This window comes from Marinobacter sp., assembly GCF_046484525.1.
GTDB lineage: Bacteria > Pseudomonadota > Gammaproteobacteria > Pseudomonadales > Oleiphilaceae > Marinobacter.
Window position 1 is genome coordinate 1 of the sequence record NZ_JAWOIS010000019.1, and the last position, 17597, is coordinate 17597.

At 58.5% G+C, this 17597-nt stretch carries 15 protein-coding genes and 1 pseudogene; 8 read left to right on the plus strand and 8 right to left on the minus strand.

The annotated features are described in order from the left end of the window. The 4 genes and pseudogenes from R6W86_RS04350 to R6W86_RS04365 form a co-directional block, all read right to left on the minus strand. Positions 1–371 (minus strand): annotated as a pseudogene (locus R6W86_RS04350) (GTPase); the annotation flags it as partial. A gap of 254 nt (positions 372–625) precedes the next feature. Next, entirely contained in the window at positions 626–1210 is a 585-nt protein-coding gene (locus tag R6W86_RS04355) for a YggT family protein (protein ID WP_410328163.1), read from the minus strand. Between the two features lie 22 nt (positions 1211–1232). Further along, positions 1233–2066: a pyrroline-5-carboxylate reductase gene (gene proC / locus R6W86_RS04360; protein WP_410328164.1), complete on the minus strand. Its 834-nt coding sequence runs from the start codon at positions 2064–2066 to the stop codon at positions 1233–1235. Between the two features lie 62 nt (positions 2067–2128). After that, a complete protein-coding gene (locus R6W86_RS04365; RefSeq protein ID WP_410328165.1) occupies positions 2129–2842 on the minus strand; it encodes a YggS family pyridoxal phosphate-dependent enzyme in 714 nt (237 codons plus the stop codon). A 52-nt stretch (positions 2843–2894) separates the two neighbouring features. Here R6W86_RS04365 and R6W86_RS04370 point away from each other — a divergent pair, with 52 nt between their 5' ends. The 3 genes from R6W86_RS04370 (at position 2895) to R6W86_RS04380 (ending at position 6601) form a co-directional block, all read left to right on the plus strand. After that, positions 2895–3929, plus strand: a complete 1035-nt coding sequence (locus tag R6W86_RS04370; protein WP_091997362.1) for a type IV pilus twitching motility protein PilT — start codon at positions 2895–2897, stop codon at positions 3927–3929. Between the two features lie 17 nt (positions 3930–3946). Further along, positions 3947–5068 (plus strand): PilT/PilU family type 4a pilus ATPase, encoded by a 1122-nt coding sequence (locus tag R6W86_RS04375; RefSeq protein WP_410328166.1) that lies wholly within the window; start codon positions 3947–3949, stop codon positions 5066–5068. 123 nt (positions 5069–5191) lie between these two features. Continuing rightward, positions 5192–6601, plus strand: a complete 1410-nt coding sequence (locus tag R6W86_RS04380) for an OmpP1/FadL family transporter (protein WP_410328167.1) — start codon at positions 5192–5194, stop codon at positions 6599–6601. Between the two features lie 121 nt (positions 6602–6722). Here the strand turns inward: R6W86_RS04380 and polA are convergent, their stop codons facing one another. Beyond that, the gene (gene polA, locus R6W86_RS04385) at positions 6723–9443 is read right to left on the minus strand and encodes a DNA polymerase I (protein WP_410328168.1); all 2721 of its coding nucleotides are present in this window, start codon (positions 9441–9443) and stop codon (positions 6723–6725) included. An 87-nt stretch (positions 9444–9530) separates the two neighbouring features. On the opposite strand from polA, the gene R6W86_RS04390 reads away from it, so the two are divergent. Both R6W86_RS04390 and R6W86_RS04395 read left to right on the plus strand, forming a co-directional pair. After that, a complete protein-coding gene (locus R6W86_RS04390; RefSeq protein WP_410328169.1) occupies positions 9531–9869 on the plus strand; it encodes a DUF2782 domain-containing protein in 339 nt (112 codons plus the stop codon). A gap of 123 nt (positions 9870–9992) precedes the next feature. Beyond that, positions 9993–10421, plus strand: coding sequence for a hypothetical protein (locus R6W86_RS04395; RefSeq protein ID WP_410328170.1), 429 nt, complete (start codon positions 9993–9995; stop codon positions 10419–10421). Between the two features lie 135 nt (positions 10422–10556). Here the strand turns inward: R6W86_RS04395 and R6W86_RS04400 are convergent, their stop codons facing one another. Together R6W86_RS04400 and pyrE are read right to left on the minus strand one after the other, a co-directional pair. After that, positions 10557–11204, minus strand: coding sequence for a DUF4124 domain-containing protein (locus tag R6W86_RS04400; protein WP_410328171.1), 648 nt, complete (start codon positions 11202–11204; stop codon positions 10557–10559). A gap of 3 nt (positions 11205–11207) precedes the next feature. Beyond that, complete coding sequence (gene pyrE, locus R6W86_RS04405; protein WP_410328172.1) at positions 11208–11846, minus strand: orotate phosphoribosyltransferase; 639 nt, start codon at positions 11844–11846, stop codon at positions 11208–11210. Positions 11847–11927: 81 nt separating this feature from the next. On the opposite strand from pyrE, the gene R6W86_RS04410 reads away from it, so the two are divergent. Beyond that, complete coding sequence (locus R6W86_RS04410) at positions 11928–12734, plus strand: exodeoxyribonuclease III (protein ID WP_410328173.1); 807 nt, start codon at positions 11928–11930, stop codon at positions 12732–12734. Between the two features lie 145 nt (positions 12735–12879). On the opposite strand, the gene rph is transcribed toward R6W86_RS04410, so the two are convergent. Then, complete coding sequence (gene rph, locus R6W86_RS04415) at positions 12880–13596, minus strand: ribonuclease PH (protein ID WP_410328174.1); 717 nt, start codon at positions 13594–13596, stop codon at positions 12880–12882. 191 nt (positions 13597–13787) lie between these two features. Here rph and R6W86_RS04420 point away from each other — a divergent pair, with 191 nt between their 5' ends. Next, on the plus strand, positions 13788–14654 hold the full coding sequence (locus R6W86_RS04420; protein WP_410328175.1) for a YicC/YloC family endoribonuclease: 867 nt from the start codon (positions 13788–13790) through the stop codon (positions 14652–14654). A 29-nt stretch (positions 14655–14683) separates the two neighbouring features. Beyond that, a complete protein-coding gene (locus R6W86_RS04425) occupies positions 14684–17407 on the plus strand; it encodes a cation-translocating P-type ATPase (RefSeq protein ID WP_410328176.1) in 2724 nt (907 codons plus the stop codon). The last annotated feature ends 190 nt before the right edge of the window (positions 17408–17597 follow it).

A 17597-nucleotide genomic window follows, 5' to 3' on the forward strand; every position in this document is an offset into this window, starting at 1 on the left:
AGCTCTCCGGTGCGGGTCTCAATCGGGAGCAGCAGGAGGTAATTCTGATTGGCCGGCCGGTCAAAGAACAGCTCGGTCGGGCACATGGTGGTTCGCCCGGCTTGGGAGGGCAGCATGCGCTGTCCATACTCCGAGAAGAACAGCGCATTGATGAGTTCGGTCTTGCCCCGGGAGTACTCGCCGACAAAGGCGATGGTCAGCTCATCCTCAATGAGCAGTTCGAGCCCGTTTCGAATGCGGGTGCTGATGTCGTCGGAAAACAGGTCATTATCTTGCAGCCAGAGGCGGTAGCGCCCGATCTGCCGGATCAGTTCCTTTTTCCAGTTATGGTAAGCCTCTACCTGCTGCGACAGAGTTCCCTGCGGGTTCATTGGAGTTTCCTTCTGCGCGACTTCCCGGTATACCGGCGCCCGCTGCCTGCCGGGCGCGCGGACTACAGCAATTCATGAATGACTAGTAATACTATCCCGTCTTCTGAATCCATGTGTACCTTCCCTGTGCATTCCGGTGAACAGGTCACAATTTATTCCAATAAAAAGCCGCAAAATCAAGTAGATGATTTTGCGGCCTGGATTTATTGATTTTCGTTTCCGGGTGTTACCGAATGTATGTCCGGAAGGCGGATTTACATGCCGAGGCCGATGGATCCGAGACCGGCAGCCAGTTTCATGTGATCGATCACAACTGAAATCACGTTCAGGATCAGGAACACGATGATCGGAGACAGGTCCAGTCCGCCCATGGATGGCATGATGTTGCGCACCGGACGCATGACCGGCTCGGTGATCTGGGCAACCAGCTGAATGGCCGGGTGGCCACTATGCGGAGCGATCCAGCTCACCACCACCACCGCGATGACCGACCAGAAGTAGATTTTCACAATCAGGCTGAGCACGTTCAACACTGCCCAGACCATCAGGGTAACGGGGTTGATCGCCGGAAGGCCACCGTTGAGCGCGATCAGGATGAAGAAGAATGTAATGGCCTGGATGATGACCGCCAGGACGAGGGAGGCGCCGTCGATGCCACCCCAACCGGGAATAAAGCGGCGAAGGGGGCGCAGCAGCGGGTTGGTCGCCTTGACCACGAACTGGGAAATCGGGTTGTAGAAATCGGCCCGGGCCAGCTGCAGCAGGAAGCGCAGCAGCACAATCGTCAGATAAAAGGTGGACGCGATCAGCAGGATGGTGATCAGGATGTCTGCCAGCATGTAGCTGTGTCTCCGTTATCGGTTACTGTTTGCCGGCCAGTTCTTCGGCCATTTCTTCCGAACGCTTGAATGCTGCGCCGTAGGCTTTCTTGACCAGTTCTCGCAGCCCGCCTTCCTCGAAGGTATTGATAGCCTGCTCGGTGGTGCCACCGGGGGACATGACATTGCGTTTGAGCCGGGCGGGGTCGTGTTCGCTTCGGGCTGCCATTTCTGCGGCCCCGGCCATGGTCTGGATCGCCAGTTCCCGGGCGGTGGCCGGTTCAATGCCGGCTTCCGTGGCAGCCGCCTCGAGCGCTTCAAGCATCAGGAAGAAGTACGCCGGGCCACTGCCGGACAGAGCGGTAACCCCGTGCAGCAGGTTTTCGTCCTCCACCCACAGAGCGGAGCCGATGCTCTCAAATACAGCCTGGACCATCTTTTTCTGGTCGTCTTTCACCTGGCTATTGGCGAACAGGCCGGCAGCCCCTTTGCCAACCAGTGACGGTGTGTTGGGCATGACCCGCACCATGGGTAGCCCGCCGCCGAGCCATTCGTCCAGGGTGTCGGCGGTCAGACCTGCGGCGATGGAGACCATCAGTGGACGGGTGTTCTGCACCACCGGGGCGATGTCACGACAGACATCAGCCATGACCTGGGGCTTGACCGCCAGGATGACCATATCGGCCTGCTGGGCGCAGTAGCGGTTGTCGGTGGTGACGCTGACGCCGAAACGCCTGCGGATGGCCTGAAGATGACCGTCAACCGGGGCGCTGACCCAGATATCACCGGCCTTGTAGCCGTTGTCAAGCATGCCGCCAATGATGGCGCTGGCCATATTGCCGGCCCCGATAAATGAGATAGTGGGCGATGTGCTCAAGGTTCACTCCAACGGTTGATCGGTTAACTGTTTGAACCGGATGATAGCAGGAACTGAAAGATTCAGCTCTGGGGTTCCTTCGGTGGGCGGGCTCCGAACACCGCAGTGCCAACCCGCACCCAGGTCGCGCCTTCGGCAATCGCCATTTCCAGATCATCGGACATGCCCATGGACAGGGTGTCCAGCGGGCCGGCGCCCGGGCATGTCTGTTTCAGGGATTGGAGGGCGTTGGCCAGTTTGCGGAAACTGGACCTGAGCTCCGATTCCGGCTGGTCGGGATCGGGAATGGCCATCAGGCCCCGCAGGCTGAGGTTGGGTAGTTCGCCGATTGCCGAAACCAGCTCTGGCAGCTCCTCCAGAGTACAGCCGGACTTGGTGTCCTCCTCGTCAATATTGACCTGCAGGCAGATGTTGAGGGCTGGTAATGACGGTGCACGCTGCTCACCGAGGCGGCGGGCGATCTTCAAGCGATCGACACTGTGCACCCAGTCGAACGATGTGGCGATCTGGCGGGTCTTGTTGGACTGGACCGGCCCGATAAAATGCCATTCGATGCCGTCCAGATCGTCCAGGGCCTCAATCTTCTCGAGGGCTTCCTGCAGGTAATTTTCGCCAAATGCGACTTGCCCCGCAGCGAAGGCTTCACGCAGGTCTTCCGGCGGTCGGGTCTTGCTGACTGCCAGCAGGCGCACACTGCCGGGGTCCCGCCCCGCCTGCAATGTTGCTTTTTGTATGCGTCGGGTTACGCTCCCGATGTTGTCTGCTATGCTGCTCATACTGTGAGTTTGCCGCTTCTGGATTAAAAGAAAAAGCCCTCCGAGGAACCCTATGGATATTACTGAACTGCTTGCCTTTTCGGCTAAACAGGGTGCGTCCGATTTGCACCTTTCCTCTGGTTTGCCCCCCATGATTCGTGTCGACGGCGATGTACGCCGGATCAACCTGCCGCCGATGGAGCACAAAGAAGTGCATGGCCTGATTTACGACATCATGAACGACAAGCAGCGTAAGGATTACGAAGAATTCCTGGAAACCGACTTTTCCTTCGAGGTTCCCGGTGTCGCTCGTTTCCGTGTCAACGCCTTTAATCAGAATCGTGGTGCCGGTGCCGTGTTCCGGACCATCCCCTCCAAAGTGCTCACCATGGAAGATCTGGGCATGGGCCAGGTTTTCAAGGATATCTCGTCCGTTCCCCGGGGGCTGGTGCTGGTGACCGGGCCCACAGGCTCCGGTAAGTCCACCACGTTGGCGGCCATGATGGACTACATCAACGACACCCGCTATGAGCACATCCTCACCATCGAGGATCCGATCGAATTCGTGCACGAATCCAAGAAATGTCTGGTCAACCAGCGGGAAGTGCACCGGGACACCCTGGGCTTCAACGAGGCCCTGCGTTCGGCACTGCGGGAAGACCCGGACATCATCCTGGTGGGCGAGCTCCGGGACCTGGAAACCATCCGCCTGGCCCTGACCGCCGCGGAAACTGGTCACCTGGTATTCGGCACCCTGCACACCACCTCGGCAGCCAAGACCATCGACCGGGTGGTGGACGTGTTCCCGGCCGAGGAAAAGTCCATGGTGCGGTCCATGCTCTCCGAATCCCTGCAGGCGGTTATCTCCCAGACCCTGATGAAAAAGATGGGCGGCGGACGGGTTGCCGCGCACGAGATCATGATCGGTACCCCCGCCATCCGGAACCTGATCCGGGAAGACAAGATCGCCCAGATGTACTCCGCGATCCAGACCGGCGGTTCGCTCGGCATGCAGACCCTGGATCAGTGCCTCGAGCGACTGCTGCAGAAAGGCCTCGTTTCCCGTGAGGCGGCGCGCGCCAAGGCGAAGATGCCGGATAACTTCTGAGGTAAGTAGGTAACAAGATGGAATTCGAAAAACTGTTGCGGTTAATGGTAGAAAAGGGTGGTTCGGACCTGTTTATCACGGCAGGTGTGCCGCCCAGCATGAAGGTCAACGGCAAGGTTCTGCCGGTCACCAAGAATGCCCTGACCCCGGAGCAGACCCGTGAGCTCGTCTACGGCGCCATGAACGACAAGCAGCGCGCGGAGTTTGACGCCAGCCATGAGTGCAACTTTGCCATCAGTGCCCGGGGCATCGGCCGATTCCGTGTCAGTGCCTTCTTCCAGCGTAACCTGTGCGGCATGGTGCTGCGCCGGATCGAGGTGAAGATTCCCCAGATCGATGACCTGGCCCTGCCGGATATCATCAAGGATCTGGCCATGACCAAGCGTGGCCTGATCATCTTCGTGGGCGCCACCGGTACCGGTAAGTCCACCTCTCTGGCCGCCATGCTGGGGCACCGCAACCGGAATAGCCGCGGGCATATCATTTCCATCGAGGATCCGATCGAATTCGTGCACCAGCACCAGGGTTGTATCGTGACCCAGCGCGAGGTGGGGATCGATACCGAGAGCTTCGAGGTGGCCCTGAAAAACACCCTGCGTCAGGCCCCGGACGTCATCCTGATCGGTGAGGTTCGGACCCAGCAGACCATGGAATACTCTGTGCAGTTTGCCGAGACCGGCCACCTGTGCCTGGCAACCCTGCACGCCAACAACGCCAACCAGGCCCTGGACCGTATTATCCAGTTCTTCCCGCCTGAACAGCACAACCAGATCTGGATGGACCTGTCCCTGAACCTCAAGGCCATCGTGGCGCAGCAGCTGGTGCCGACACCCGATGGCAAGGGGCGTAAGGCGGTCATCGAAGTACTGATCAATACGCCACTGGCATCGGACATCATCCGTAAAGGTGAGGTCCACAAGCTCAAGGAGTTGATGGCGAAATCCGGTGAAGTGGGCATGCAGACCTTCGACCAGGCCTTGTACCGCTTGTACTCTGAGGGTTCAATGACTTACGAGGACGCCCTGGCTCACGCCGATTCGGCGAACGATCTGCGTCTGATGATCAAGCTTGGCGCCGATGCCGCCGGTGCCGAACAGCTCTCCACATCGGTGGACAAACTGTCCATCCAGGATGACTGAACTATAATCCACGTCTTCAGACTAAAGTTGTAATTGGTTAGGGCCTCGAACCAGTAGTTTTGACATTTGAGGCCCTTGGCCGGTGCTGCGTATACTCCCCGCCGAATCAATCAAGGAGATATCATGCACAAGAATACCGACGTACTCGTAAAGGCGATCCGCCTGGCAGCCCTGGTCGCCGTTGCCGCGCCAGCCAGCGTCATGGCGGGTGGTTTCTCGCTCAACGAACAGAGCGCCAGTGCCATGGGTGTGGCCAATGCCGGCACCGCCGCCAATCCCGAGAATGCGACCACCGTGCTGTTTAACCCTGCCGGGATGAGCCAGCTTTCCGGGATGAACGTTTCCTTTGGTGCTGCGGTTCTGGATATTGATGCTGAGGCGAAAGAGGGTACGACCTCAGCGACTAACCAGCTTGGTATGCCGGTGACCAAACAAGGTACCGGTGGAGATATTGCGGACCCTGCAGTCCTGCCCAATTTCTACTATACCCACGAGATCAGCGACTCCATTGATGTCGGATTTGGTGTCCATGCGCCCTACGGATTGGCTGCCGATTATGAAAATGATTTTGAGGGCGGATACTTTGCGGATGAGACCGAACTCACGGCAATTGCGTTCACGCCGTCGGTTTCGGTCAACAATGGTAAGGGCCTGTCCATGGGGGTTGGTCTCAATATTCTCTACGCTGAAGGCAAGCTGACAAAGTTCCAGGATAACTCCGCAGCGGGGTTCGCTGTTGCGAATGACCCTGCTGCATTTGAGGACGGCTACGCTGACATTGAAGGCGATGATATTGGGGTCACTGCCCGCGTCGGTTTTCTCTATGAGATGTCAGAACAGACCCAGTTTGGACTGGTCGCAGAGACCGGCACCGAACTGAAGCTCAAAGGTGACGCAGATATCACCAATTACGTAAATCCCTCCAAAGGCGTTTTCGCCCCTATCGAAGCTTCTGAAAAAGTTGAGGTGCCTCTGGCGATTCCGGAAAGTATTACCTTCGGCCTGCGTCATCATCTGAGCGACATTTTCACTTTGCTTGCTGGCGCAACTTATGCCAAGTGGAGTCGTTTTGAAGAACTGGACATTGTAAGTCGTGAGGCCGGCGGGGAAATTACTCAGGCGTCTGAGGAGGGCGTGATTCTGAGTCACGTGACGGAGCAGTGGAAGAATACCTGGCAGTTCAATGTGGGCGGCATATGGCAAGCCACGCCTGAATGGGCTTTGAAGGCAGGATATGCCTGGGACGAATCTCCGGTCGACAATTATGTCACTACGCGGATCCCGTCAGAGGACCGTCACTGGCTGACCTTGGGTACGCAGTGGAAAGATGTCCGGAGTGGCTGGACAGTCGACGCCGCAGTCGGAACCCTGATCTTTGATGGTGATGCTGAGGTCGATGAATTCAATTATCAGCATGACAACCCGTCCCAGGTTGCCGAATTGCAGCCAGGCGTGACTGACCAGAGTAATTACGAAGGCGAATACGACCTGAGCGCCTGGAGCGCGTCAGTCCAGATCAGCAAAGCCTTCTGATTCCCGCTTTCAATCTGCACTTTGTGTGAGGCTGGCGGCACTGGTGCACCAGTTTCAGCAGATAGGGGTCCAGGAGCCGGCCGGCGGGTCAGGCCCGAGCCGGCTTGTCGGGCAAGTCGAATCAGTGGGCTTCGTCCCAGTTGTCACCGACCCCGGCATCCACCACCAGGGGAATGGCCAGTTTTGCCGCAGCTGACATCCGTTTCACCAGCCCGTCCCGGACCTTATCCAGGGCAGAATCCTTTACTTCCACGATCAGTTCGTCGTGAACCTGCATGGTCATGCGGGCCTCTTCCGCGTGTTCGTTACGCAGCCAGTTGTCGACCTCGAACATCGCGCGCTTGATGATATCCGCTGCGGTTCCCTGCATCGGAGCATTGATGGCGGTCCGCTCTGCGGCCTGCTGCATCTGTTTGTTGCGCGCATTGATTTCCGGCAGGTACAGGCGACGGCCGAACAGGGTTTCCACGAAGCCATCGTCGTGGGCCTGTTTGCGGATGTTGTCCATGTATTTCAGCACGCCGGGGTAACGCTCGAAATACCGGTCGATGTATTCCTGGGCCAGTTTCCGTTCCACGCCCAACTGGCGTGATAGCCCGAAGGCGGACATGCCGTAGATCAGGCCGAAGTTGATGGCCTTTGCGCTGCGGCGCTGGTCGGAGCTGACCTCCTTGAGTTCGACCCCGAAGACCTCGGCCGCCGTGGCCTTGTGGATGTCCTCGCCGTGCTCGAACGCGTTGATCAGGCCCTTATCGCCAGACAGGTGGGCCATGATCCGCAGCTCGATCTGGGAATAGTCCGCGGCCACCAGCTTGTATCCCTCCGGCGCGATGAACGCTTGACGGATGCGGCGGCCCTGCTCGGTACGGACGGGAATGTTTTGCAGGTTCGGCTCCGAGGAGGACAGCCGTCCGGTTGCGGTGACCGCCTGGTGATAGGAGGTGTGGACCCGGCCGGTGCGGTGATGGATCAACTCCGGCAGGGTGTCGGTATAGGTGGACTTGAGCTTGCTCAGGCTACGGTGCTCGAGAATCAGTCGTGGTAACTCGTGCTCGTGGGCCAGTTCCTGCAACACCGGCTCGGCGGTCGATGGCGCGCCCTTCGGTGTTTTCTTGATCACTGGCAAGCCCAGCTTGCCATAGAAGATGGCCTGCAGCTGTTTGGTGGAGCCCAGGTTGAAGGTTTCCCCCGCCACCTCGTGGGCTTCCTTTTCCAGTTCGGCCATGCGCTCGGCCAGCTCCTGGCTGTGGTTCCTGAGCACGCTCGCGCTGATCAGCGTACCGCGTTGCTCCATGCGGGACAGAACCGGCACCAGTGGCAGGTCGATCTCCCGGTAGACGGAATCCAGCTTGCCGGTTTCCCTGAGGCGGGGGGCCAGGGTCTGGTGCAGGCGCAGCGTGATATCTGCGTCTTCGGCGGCATAGGGGCCGGCCTTTTCCAGATCGATCTGGTTGAAGGTCAGCTGCTTGGCGCCCTTTCCGGCAATGGACTCGTAGGTGATGGTCTGCTCGCCCAGATATTCCCGGGCCAGGCTGTCCATGTCGTGGCGGGTGGCCACGGAGTTATAGACATAGGACTCCAGCATGGTGTCCTCGGCAATGCCTTCCAGATCGATGCCGTGGTTGGCCAACACGTTCTTGTCGTACTTGAGGTTTTGGCCCACCTTTTTCGGTTTGGGGTCCTCCAGCAGCGGCTTGAGTTGCTCGAGGACCTTGTTGCGATCCAGTTGTTCCGGTGCGCCCATGTAGTCGTGGGCCAGAGGCACGTAAACCGCTTCCCCTGCTTCAACAGCAAAGGAAACCCCGACAATTTCAGCGTCGATGTACCGCAGGCTGGTGGTTTCCGTGTCAAAGGCGAACAGATCGGAAGCATTCAGGTGCTTGATCCAGTCATCAAGTTCGCCCTGATCGGTGATGACGCTATAACGCTTTTCCTTCGGGGCGGGCGAGTCGCTGTTGGCGGTTTTTGAATCGGTACGGCTGTCACTCTCCAGTTCGTTCACCCAGCCGCGGAATTCGTATTCCTTGAACAGGTCCAGCAGTTGGTCGTCGTCCTGCTCCCGCAGCTTGAGATCCTCCAGCCCGAACTCGAGATCCACGTCGGTCCGGATGGTGGCCAGTTCCCGGCTCAAGGGAAGGGTTTCGATGGCTTCCCGCAGGTACTCGCCGATCTTGCCCTTGATCTCGTCCGCATGCTCGATGAGATTGTCCAGGTCCTTGTAGGTCTGCAGCCATTTGACGGCGGTCTTCGGGCCGCATTTGTTCACACCTGGAATGTTGTCGACCTTGTCGCCGACCAGGGCAAGGTAGTCGATGATCTGCTCCGGGGTGACGCCGAACTTTTCCACGACACCTTCGCGATCCATTCGGGTCTCGGTCATGGTGTTGATCAGGGTGACGTGGTCGCTCACCAGTTGTGCCATGTCCTTGTCACCGGTGGATACCACCACCTCGATCCCCTTGCTGGTGGCTTCGTTGGCCAGGGTGCCAATGACGTCGTCGGCTTCCACTTCCGGCACGATCAGCAGGGGCAGGCCCATGGCCCGGACGATCTCGTGGATCGGTCTGATCTGCATCGCCAGGTCATCCGGCATGGGCGGGCGGTTGGCCTTGTATTCCTCGTACATCTCGTGTCGGAAGGTTTTACCCTTGGCGTCAAAGACCACCACCATTCTCGAGCCCGGAAAATCCTGCTCCAGGCGCCGGATCATGCTGATAACGCCCTTGATGGCCCCGGTCGGGTGATTCTTGCTGTTGGTCAGAGGCGGCAGCGCGTGATAGGCGCGGAAAAGATAGGATGAGCCGTCGACGAGCACCACGGGCGGGGTCTTGTTTTCATTCATAGAAATACGGATCCGGATTCTGATTGAAGCGTTGGTTGGCTTGTGCAACTCTGTACTGAACTGGATTGACGAAAGAGTATCACGAAAATGAAGCGAATCGCTTACCCCGCCATACTGCTACTTGGCCTGCCACTGGCAGCATTGGCCCAGGAAAAGGGCGCCCTGGACCAGACCCCGGTGGAGACTCCGAAAGAGCCGGTCGTCGTGACCGATTATCAGCCGGAGGCTGAAGGCCCGCAGATTGTTATCCGCCCCGGCGAGAACGAGGTGTTTTACGAGTACCGGGTGAATGGCCAGCTTATGGAAATCAAAGTGGTGCCCGAAGTCGGGCCCGAGTATTACCTGGTGCCTGCCGATGGCGGTGGCTGGATTCGGGAAACCGAATCGGACCTGCTGGTGCCCAGTTGGGTACTGTTCCGGTGGTAACCGGTTTTTAGTATGAACATTCTAATTTTTACCCGTATCTTGGTTAGTGAGATCCAAAGAAGGTCCGTGATTTAAGCACTTGGCGGGCCTGACGAATGTTCACGAAACCAAGGAGAGTCCATCATGGGTAAACTCAAGTCCTACCAGGAACAGATTCAGGAAATCGTCGAGAAGGGCATCAATGCCGCGGAAGAACAGCAGAAGAAAATCGCTGCCAAACCGTTCCAATACGCCGAGAAGCTGGAATCCGAAGCTCGCGAGTACAGCGTCAAGAACCTCCGCAAGCGCTACGATGGTTACAGCGAGAGCCTGTTCGAGCAGCTGCGTAGCCTGAACTCCCGTTTCGGCAACTTCGCTGCCGAGCTGGTGGCCAAGCTGGAGAAGGAAGCTGCTGAAGGTGCGGAAACTGTCTCCGAAGCGGCCGAGGACGTGTCCGAGGCGGCCCAGGAAGCCAAGAAGAGTGTTGAGCCGAAGAAGCCGGCCGCTCGCAAGACCACCGCCCGAAAGAGCAGCGGTTCTGCAGCTGCCAAGAAGAGCACAGCCTCTGCTTGAGCTGAATTGACTCGAAGAGGATGGGGTCAGATGAAGGTTTTCATCTGACCCCTTTTGTTTACAGTCTCTGCCAGATCTGAATTGAAGATGGGGTCAGAAGAAAGCTTTCTTCTGACCCCATCTTTATATCTGGCCTTACTGCTCTTCGGCCACTTCCAGAGGCAGCGTCCGTTCCTTGTCCGTAATCACTTCCAATCGCTGGATATCTTCCCGGTAGCTCTGTTTGAGCTGCACGATGTCCTTGCGCTGGCTGGCGATATCCTGTTCGATTTCCTCGATCTGGGATTCAAGCCGCCGGATCTTGTCCAGGGTGGCTTGCGGGATTTCCCGGCCTGCGCGCTCCATATCCGCAGCGCGGCTCTGCTCGTTATTGAGCTGGGATGAAATCACCTGAATGTTGCCGCGCTTGAGCTGGATAAGGCCATTCATTTCCCGTACCTTCCGGTGCATGGCTTCAATCGCCTGATCCGGGTGGCTGTAGCGTTTGAGCAACAATTCGTCCTGCTCGCGCTGGCGTTCCCGTTCCTTTTGGCGTTTTTTCTCGGCCTTGCGGGCTGCAATCTCTTCTTTGGTCGGCGCAGGCGGGACGGTTTCGACCACCCGGCCGTTGCTGCCCAGGATGTCGTAGCCCCGTTTTGTGGCTTCCTGGGGAATGGTGTTGCTGATTACTACCTGGCCCTGTGCGTCGGTGTAACGATACATCTGGGCATTGGCCGGTAGCGAGGCGCCCATGGTGGCTATCAGCAGCAATGCCGAGAAATACACAGACAGACGATTGCCCATCAGTCAGACTCCGTATTGATCACGGTATTCGGCTACCTTGTCCGCGTGACCGGCAAACTCCGGGTTGGCCTTGAGGTAGTCGAGTACCTGTTCGAGGCGAATGATACTGACCACCGGAATACCAAATTCCTTTTCCACTTCCTGGATGGCCGAGAGTTCGCCGTTACCTTTTTCTTGTCGATCGAGGGCGATCAGTACGCCTGCCGGTTCGGCACCTGCAGCCCGGATAAGGTCAATGGACTCACGGATGGCAGTACCGGCGGTGATGACGTCATCCACGATCAGCACTTTGCCCTCCAGTGGTGCGCCGACGATGTTGCCGCCCTCACCATGATCTTTCTTTTCTTTGCGGTTAAAGGCAAATGGTTTGCTGTTACCTTCTGTAGCCAGGGCCATGGCGGTGACGGTGGCCAAGGGAATGCCCTTATAGGCAGGGCCGAAAATGATGTCATAATCCAGCCCACTGCGGCTGATAGCAGCGGCATAGGCCTTGCTTAATTGCAACAGGTCGTTTCCGGTGTTGAACAGTCCGGCGTTGAAAAAGTACGGGCTGGTGCGGCCGGACTTGAGCGTGAATTCTCCAAAACGCAACACGTTCCGCTGGATGGCGAATTTGATGAAATCTTGCTGATAGTCGTGCATGACAAGGCTTCTGGCGGGAGTGGATCTTTAATTAGTGCGTAAAAACGGTATCATACACACAAACCGAATCAGGGAACACGTATGCGGGTAGTATCAATCAGCGTCAATGGTCTCGCCCAGGCTGTTGATAAGGGTTTTTTTGACTGGCTGGCCGACCAGGACGCTGACGTGGTTTGCGTTCAGGATCACCGCATGCGCGCCTACGAGATTGAAGACTACAACCTCATCCCCGAGGGCTACGAAGCCTACTTTATTGACGGTGAGAAGAATGAGCATGGGGGTGTCGGTATCTATACCCGTCATTTTCCCAAGGCCATCATGTACGGGTTTGCCAATGAGCAGGCGGACCGTGAGGGGCGCTTCCTTCAGGCAGACTTCGACAAGGTCTCTGTAGCCTGTGTACTGGCTCCTTGCGCGCTCGGAAGGGAAGAAGAGTTGATTGGTGAGGATGACCTGACCGTTCTGGATCACAAGGATGAGTTCATGGATGCTTTCGGTCTGCATATGCAGAAAACCCTTCGCAAGCGTCGTCAATTCATCTTCTGTTCCAATCTGCAAACCGCTCATCATGTGACGGACGCCAGTCCACTCTATCACAAGTTTGACTTCTCTGGTTTCCTGCCCCATGAGCGGGCCTGGCTGGATCGGCTGTTTGACGAGATGGGCTGTATTGATGCCTTCCGCGAGGTGAACAAGCAGAGCAATCAGTTTACCTGGTGGCCGGAGCAGGCGGAGGGTGCCCGTCGGAATGCCGGTATCCGGGTGGACTACCAGTTGCTGACGCCGGGGATTCGCAGGACGATTCAGGATGGCTGGATTGATAATTCAACCCGGTTCTCGGATCACGCGCCGGTGATCATGGATTACGACATCGAGATCGGTTTTTAAACTTTATCTCGACTTCGGGGAAGCGCCGGCAGGGATGCCGCTCCCCAGACACGCTGCAAGTACATCCCTGTACGCTTGTTTCAGGCCATCCCTGGCCTTCAACAGTCTGGGGAGCGGCATCCCTGCCAGCGCCCAGACTTCCGTATTAGCCTTCCAACGCTGTTTTCTGGATTTCAAATAACTGCTCAATGCCCTGTTTCGCCAGGGTCAGCATGCTGTCCAGTTCTGACTGTTCAAACGGTGCGCCTTCAGCCGTTCCCTGGATTTCGATAAAACCACCCCTGTCGGTCATGATGACGTTCATGTCGGTTTCGGCTTCGGAGTCTTCCGGGTAGTCCAGGTCGACGACCGGTGTTCCCTTGTAAACACCTACGGAAAGTGCTGCCACCATCTGCTTGAGCGGGGAGGTTTTTACGCGCTTTTCGGCCACCAGGTAGTTCAGGGCATCCACCAGGGCTACGCAGCCGCCGGTGATTGCCGCGGTGCGGGTGCCGCCGTCGGCCTGGATGACGTCGCAGTCGACGGTGATGGTGTGTTCGCCCAGGGCGGAGAGGTCGACTGCGGCACGCAGGGAGCGGCCGATCAGGCGCTGGATTTCGACGGTGCGTCCGCCCTGTTTGCCGCGGGCGGCTTCCCGGCCCATGCGGCTGCCGGTGGAGCGCGGCAGCATGCCGTATTCGGCGGTGATCCAGCCTTTGCCTTCGCCGCGCAGGAAGGGCGGTACCTTGTTTTCGACGGAGGCGGTGCAGATCACTTTGGTGTCCCCGAATTCCACCAGCACGGAACCTTCGGCATGGCGGGTGTAGTTCCGGGTGATTCGGACGTCTCTGGGTTGCTCGGGCGTTCTGCCGCTTGGTCGCATAGTGTGTCCTGTATCTGAATCTGAATGTCCGGACTGGGGTCCGGGCGGGGGAGTAATAAAAGGACAGCGAGTATAACACGCTCACCGGAGAACACGGGTCGATCGTCCCTGCCCCTTTGGTCGGGTTCGCCGCAGCTGTTAAGAGCCTGTTAAACTTCGGTGATCTGCCAAACATGATGATTGGAGCCGATATGATCCGGAGTATGACTGCCTTTGCCCGGAAGGATGCCCGTGGAGACTGGGGCACCCTTACCTGCGAGATTCGCACCGTGAACCATCGTTACCTGGAGCCGTCATTCCGGTTGCCGGAGGCGTTTCGGGAGCTGGAGAACAAGCTCAGGGAGGAGTTGCGCAAGGGCCTGAAGCGAGGCAAGGTGGATATCTCCATGCGGCTTCAGTCCGCCGAGAGCGCCGCGCAAAGCTTCGAGATCAGTGACGAAATGGCGAAGGCGGTGAACAATGCCGCCAACCATATCAACCGGATGCTGGATAACCCGGCCCACATCAGTGCTCTCGACATTCTCCGCTGGCCTGGTGTGCTGTCGGTGCCGGAGCAGGACTACAGTGTTGCGAGGGACGCGGCGACGGAACTGTTTGCGGACACTGTGGCGGAGCTGGTTACCGTTCGTGAGCGGGAAGGGGAGCGGCTGCGTCCCTTGTTCGAGGACCGACTGGAGACCATGGGCAAGCTGGTGGCGGATGTTCGCGCCCGGATGCCGGAATTGCTTGAGGCCCAGGAGCGCAATTTGCGGGAACGGTTCGAGAAAGCCAGTGTCGAGCTGGATCCTGATCGGATCGCCCAGGAAATGGTGATGCTGGCCCAGAAAAGCGATGTGGCCGAAGAGCTGGATCGCCTGAATGCCCACATCGGCGAGGTCTCCGATACCCTGAAGCGGGACGACGCCATTGGCCGCCGCCTGGATTTCCTGATGCAGGAGCTGAATCGGGAGGCCAATACCCTGAGCAGCAAGAGCATCGATGCCGATGTCACTCGGGCAGCTGTGGACCTCAAGGTGCTGATCGAGCAGATGCGGGAACAGGTGCAGAACATCGAGTAACGGACGAGCCGAGGCGGATACCTGGACCCATGGACGATTTTCACTGGCATGCTCGCGCTCTCAAGGAAGTCCTCGATCGGCTGGGGACCAGGTCGCAAGGGCTTTCGACATCGGAGGCCAGGCGTCGGCTGAAGAAGAGCGGGCCGAATCGTATTGAGCGAAACGGTCGTCGGTCCTGGTACAGGATTCTTCTGCATCAGCTCGCCGATCCGATTGTCTACGTGCTGCTGGCCGCAGCGGTGCTTGCCATCCTGATTGGCAAGGTGACGGACAGTTTTGTGGTGCTCTCCGTTGTTGTGCTTAACACCACCATCGGCTTTGTCCAGGAGGTGCGCGCCACCCAGGCCATCGAGGCGTTGAGCCGGATGGTGCCGCAGAATGCCACGGTGCTGCGCGACGGTGACGCCAAGTCGGTTCCCGCCCACACGGTAGTGCCGGGGGATGTGCTGTTGCTGCAGGCTGGAGACCAGGTGGCAGCGGATGTCCGGCTGCTTGAAGTCAATGGACTGCAGGTTGATGAGGCGGCACTGACCGGGGAATCGCTTCCGGTGACCAAGCAGGATGAGCCAGTGGAAAATGACGCGGTGATTGGTGATCGCCATTCCATGGCTTTCGGTGGGACCCTGGTCACAGCCGGTACTGCGGACGGCGTGGTGGTTGCTACTGGCGCCAACAGTGAGCTTGGTCGGATTTCCCGGTTGCTGAGTGAAACCTCGGAGCTGCAAACCCCGCTGACCCGTCGGCTCGCAAGCCTGGTCAGAGTCATTTCCCTGGCGATCCTCGTGGTCGCGGTGCTTATCTTTCTTGTTGGGATGTGGCGGGATAATTCGCTGCTCGACAGTGCGCTGGCCGCAATCACGCTTGCCGTTGCATCGATTCCCGAGGGCTTGCCTGCCGTTATCACCATCGCATCGGCCATCGGTGTACAGCGCATGGCGCGTCGCCGTGCCATCGTCCGTCACCTCCCCGCTGTAGAAACCTTGGGCAGTACCACCGTCATCTGTACGGACAAGACCGGAACCCTGACGCGCAATGAGATGACCGTCGAGGCGGTGTGGACGCCGGATCTTGAGGTCGAGGTGACCGGTATCGGGTACGCGCCCGAAGGCGAGCTGCGGGCCGGAGGCCAGTCATTGTCCCCGGTGCCGGAGCAGGTTCACGACTTGCTGCTGGCGGGTTTGCTTTGTAACGACGCGGAGCTGGAGTGCAAGGACAGGCGATGGCAAATCGTCGGCGACCCCACCGAGGGGGCTCTGATCGTCGCCGCCGGTAAGGCGGAGCTGGATGAAGACTCGATGCGGGCGGCTTTCCCCCGCAAGGACGAGATCCCGTTCAGTTCGGAGAGCCAGTTCATGGCGACGCTGAACGAATCCGGTGATGGGGCTGACATGGTGTGTGTGAAGGGCGCACCGGAGGTGATCGCAGGGATGTGTCCGGTATTCGCCGGAGGCCAGCCAATGGCCATGGAGCTTGTGCATGAAGCCGTGGAAGCGCTGGCTGCGCGAGGCATGCGTGTGCTGGCCGTTGCCATGGCAAAGCCGTCGGCGGGCAAGGTGGATCTGGAGTCCTCCGGTTGGCGGGACGACCTTTGTTTCCTTGGGCTGGTCGGCATGTCGGATCCTCCCCGTGATGAAGCCATTCACGCCGTCAGGATCTGTCAGCAGGCTGGCGTTGTGGTCAAGATGGTCACCGGCGATCACGCGGAGACCGCCCGGGCAATCGGCCAGAGCATCGGTTTGCTGGAGGCCGGCGGCGAGGGTGCGCAGGTGGTGACGGGAGTGCGGATCGAGGCGGCAACCGATGCCGAACTGCTTGAACTGGTGCACTCCACCAATGTTTTTGCGCGTGTGGCGCCGGAGCATAAACTGCGGCTGGTCAAGGCACTTCAGGCCGGGGGGCAGGTTGTTGCCATGACTGGTGATGGTGTCAATGATGCGCCGGCACTGAAGCGGGCAGAGATCGGGGTCGCCATGGGGATCAACGGCACGGCGGTTGCCAGGGAGGCCAGCGACATTGTGCTGGCGGATGATAATTTTGCCTCCATCAGCGCCGCCGTAGAGGAGGGGCGACGGGTCTACGACAATCTCTCCAAGTCCCTCGCTTTCGTACTGCCCACCAGTCTCGGGCAGGCCATGATCATCCTGATTGCGGTACTTTTCTTCCCCGTTACTGACGGCCATCTTCTGATGCCGATCGAGCCGGTACAGATTCTTTGGGTGAACCTGGTCGTTGCCATTGCACTGGCACTGCCGCTGGCCCTGGAGGCCAGGGAGCCTGGCTTGATGAAGCGACCGCCAAGGCCGCCGAAGGAGCCACTACTGAGCCGGTTCCTGGTCGTTCGTACCTTCCTGGTCGGCGCCTTGATGACCGGTGGGGCGGCCGGACTTTTCCTGCTGGAGTACACCGCCGATCTTTCCGAAGGGGCTGAGCTTGAGCTCGCCCGGGGCAAGGCGCAGACCATGGCGGTCACGACTATCATCCTGTTTCAGATGCTGTATCTGCTGAACTGCCGCTCGCTCACCCAGACGTTCTGGCGGATTGGTCTGTTCAGTAATCTCTGGGTGTATCTTGGTATTGGGGTGACCCTGGTGTTGCAACTGGCCTTTGTCTATTTTGAGCCGCTCAACCAGCTTTTCCATACCCGACCCCTGGAGGCGGCTGACTGGTTGATGTCCGCGGGTGTGGCGTTTGCGGGGTTCCTGATTATCCTGCTCGAGAAATGGCTGTGGCGCCAGAATGACAGCGGGGAGTAAGTTGAAAATGGGGTCAGATGAAGGTGTTCATCCGACCCCTGAGCAACGGCCTGGCATCAGGGTGGCGAACTGCAATGGGGTCTGATGAACGCCTTCATCTGACCCCGTCTTGCATATTTTCCTGCATTCGCCGACCCTGCGGCTTTCACGTATAATCACCCGCTTTCCCAGCCCCAGGGGCGAGCAACAC

Coding starts and splice junctions, on each gene's coding strand:
- R6W86_RS04355 (WP_410328163.1), bottom strand. CDS start 1,210: ATGCTGGCAGACATCCTGATCACCATCCTGCTGATCGCGTCCACCTTT.
- R6W86_RS04365 (WP_410328165.1), bottom strand. CDS start 2,842: ATGAGCAGCATAGCAGACAACATCGGGAGCGTAACCCGACGCATACAA.
- R6W86_RS04370 (WP_091997362.1), top strand. CDS start 2,895: ATGGATATTACTGAACTGCTTGCCTTTTCGGCTAAACAGGGTGCGTCC.
- R6W86_RS04375 (WP_410328166.1), top strand. CDS start 3,947: ATGGAATTCGAAAAACTGTTGCGGTTAATGGTAGAAAAGGGTGGTTCG.
- R6W86_RS04380 (WP_410328167.1), top strand. CDS start 5,192: ATGCACAAGAATACCGACGTACTCGTAAAGGCGATCCGCCTGGCAGCC.
- polA (WP_410328168.1), bottom strand. CDS start 9,443: ATGAATGAAAACAAGACCCCGCCCGTGGTGCTCGTCGACGGCTCATCC.
- R6W86_RS04390 (WP_410328169.1), top strand. CDS start 9,531: ATGAAGCGAATCGCTTACCCCGCCATACTGCTACTTGGCCTGCCACTG.
- R6W86_RS04395 (WP_410328170.1), top strand. CDS start 9,993: ATGGGTAAACTCAAGTCCTACCAGGAACAGATTCAGGAAATCGTCGAG.
- R6W86_RS04400 (WP_410328171.1), bottom strand. CDS start 11,204: ATGGGCAATCGTCTGTCTGTGTATTTCTCGGCATTGCTGCTGATAGCC.
- pyrE (WP_410328172.1), bottom strand. CDS start 11,846: ATGCACGACTATCAGCAAGATTTCATCAAATTCGCCATCCAGCGGAAC.
- R6W86_RS04410 (WP_410328173.1), top strand. CDS start 11,928: ATGCGGGTAGTATCAATCAGCGTCAATGGTCTCGCCCAGGCTGTTGAT.
- rph (WP_410328174.1), bottom strand. CDS start 13,596: ATGCGACCAAGCGGCAGAACGCCCGAGCAACCCAGAGACGTCCGAATC.
- R6W86_RS04420 (WP_410328175.1), top strand. CDS start 13,788: ATGATCCGGAGTATGACTGCCTTTGCCCGGAAGGATGCCCGTGGAGAC.
- R6W86_RS04425 (WP_410328176.1), top strand. CDS start 14,684: ATGGACGATTTTCACTGGCATGCTCGCGCTCTCAAGGAAGTCCTCGAT.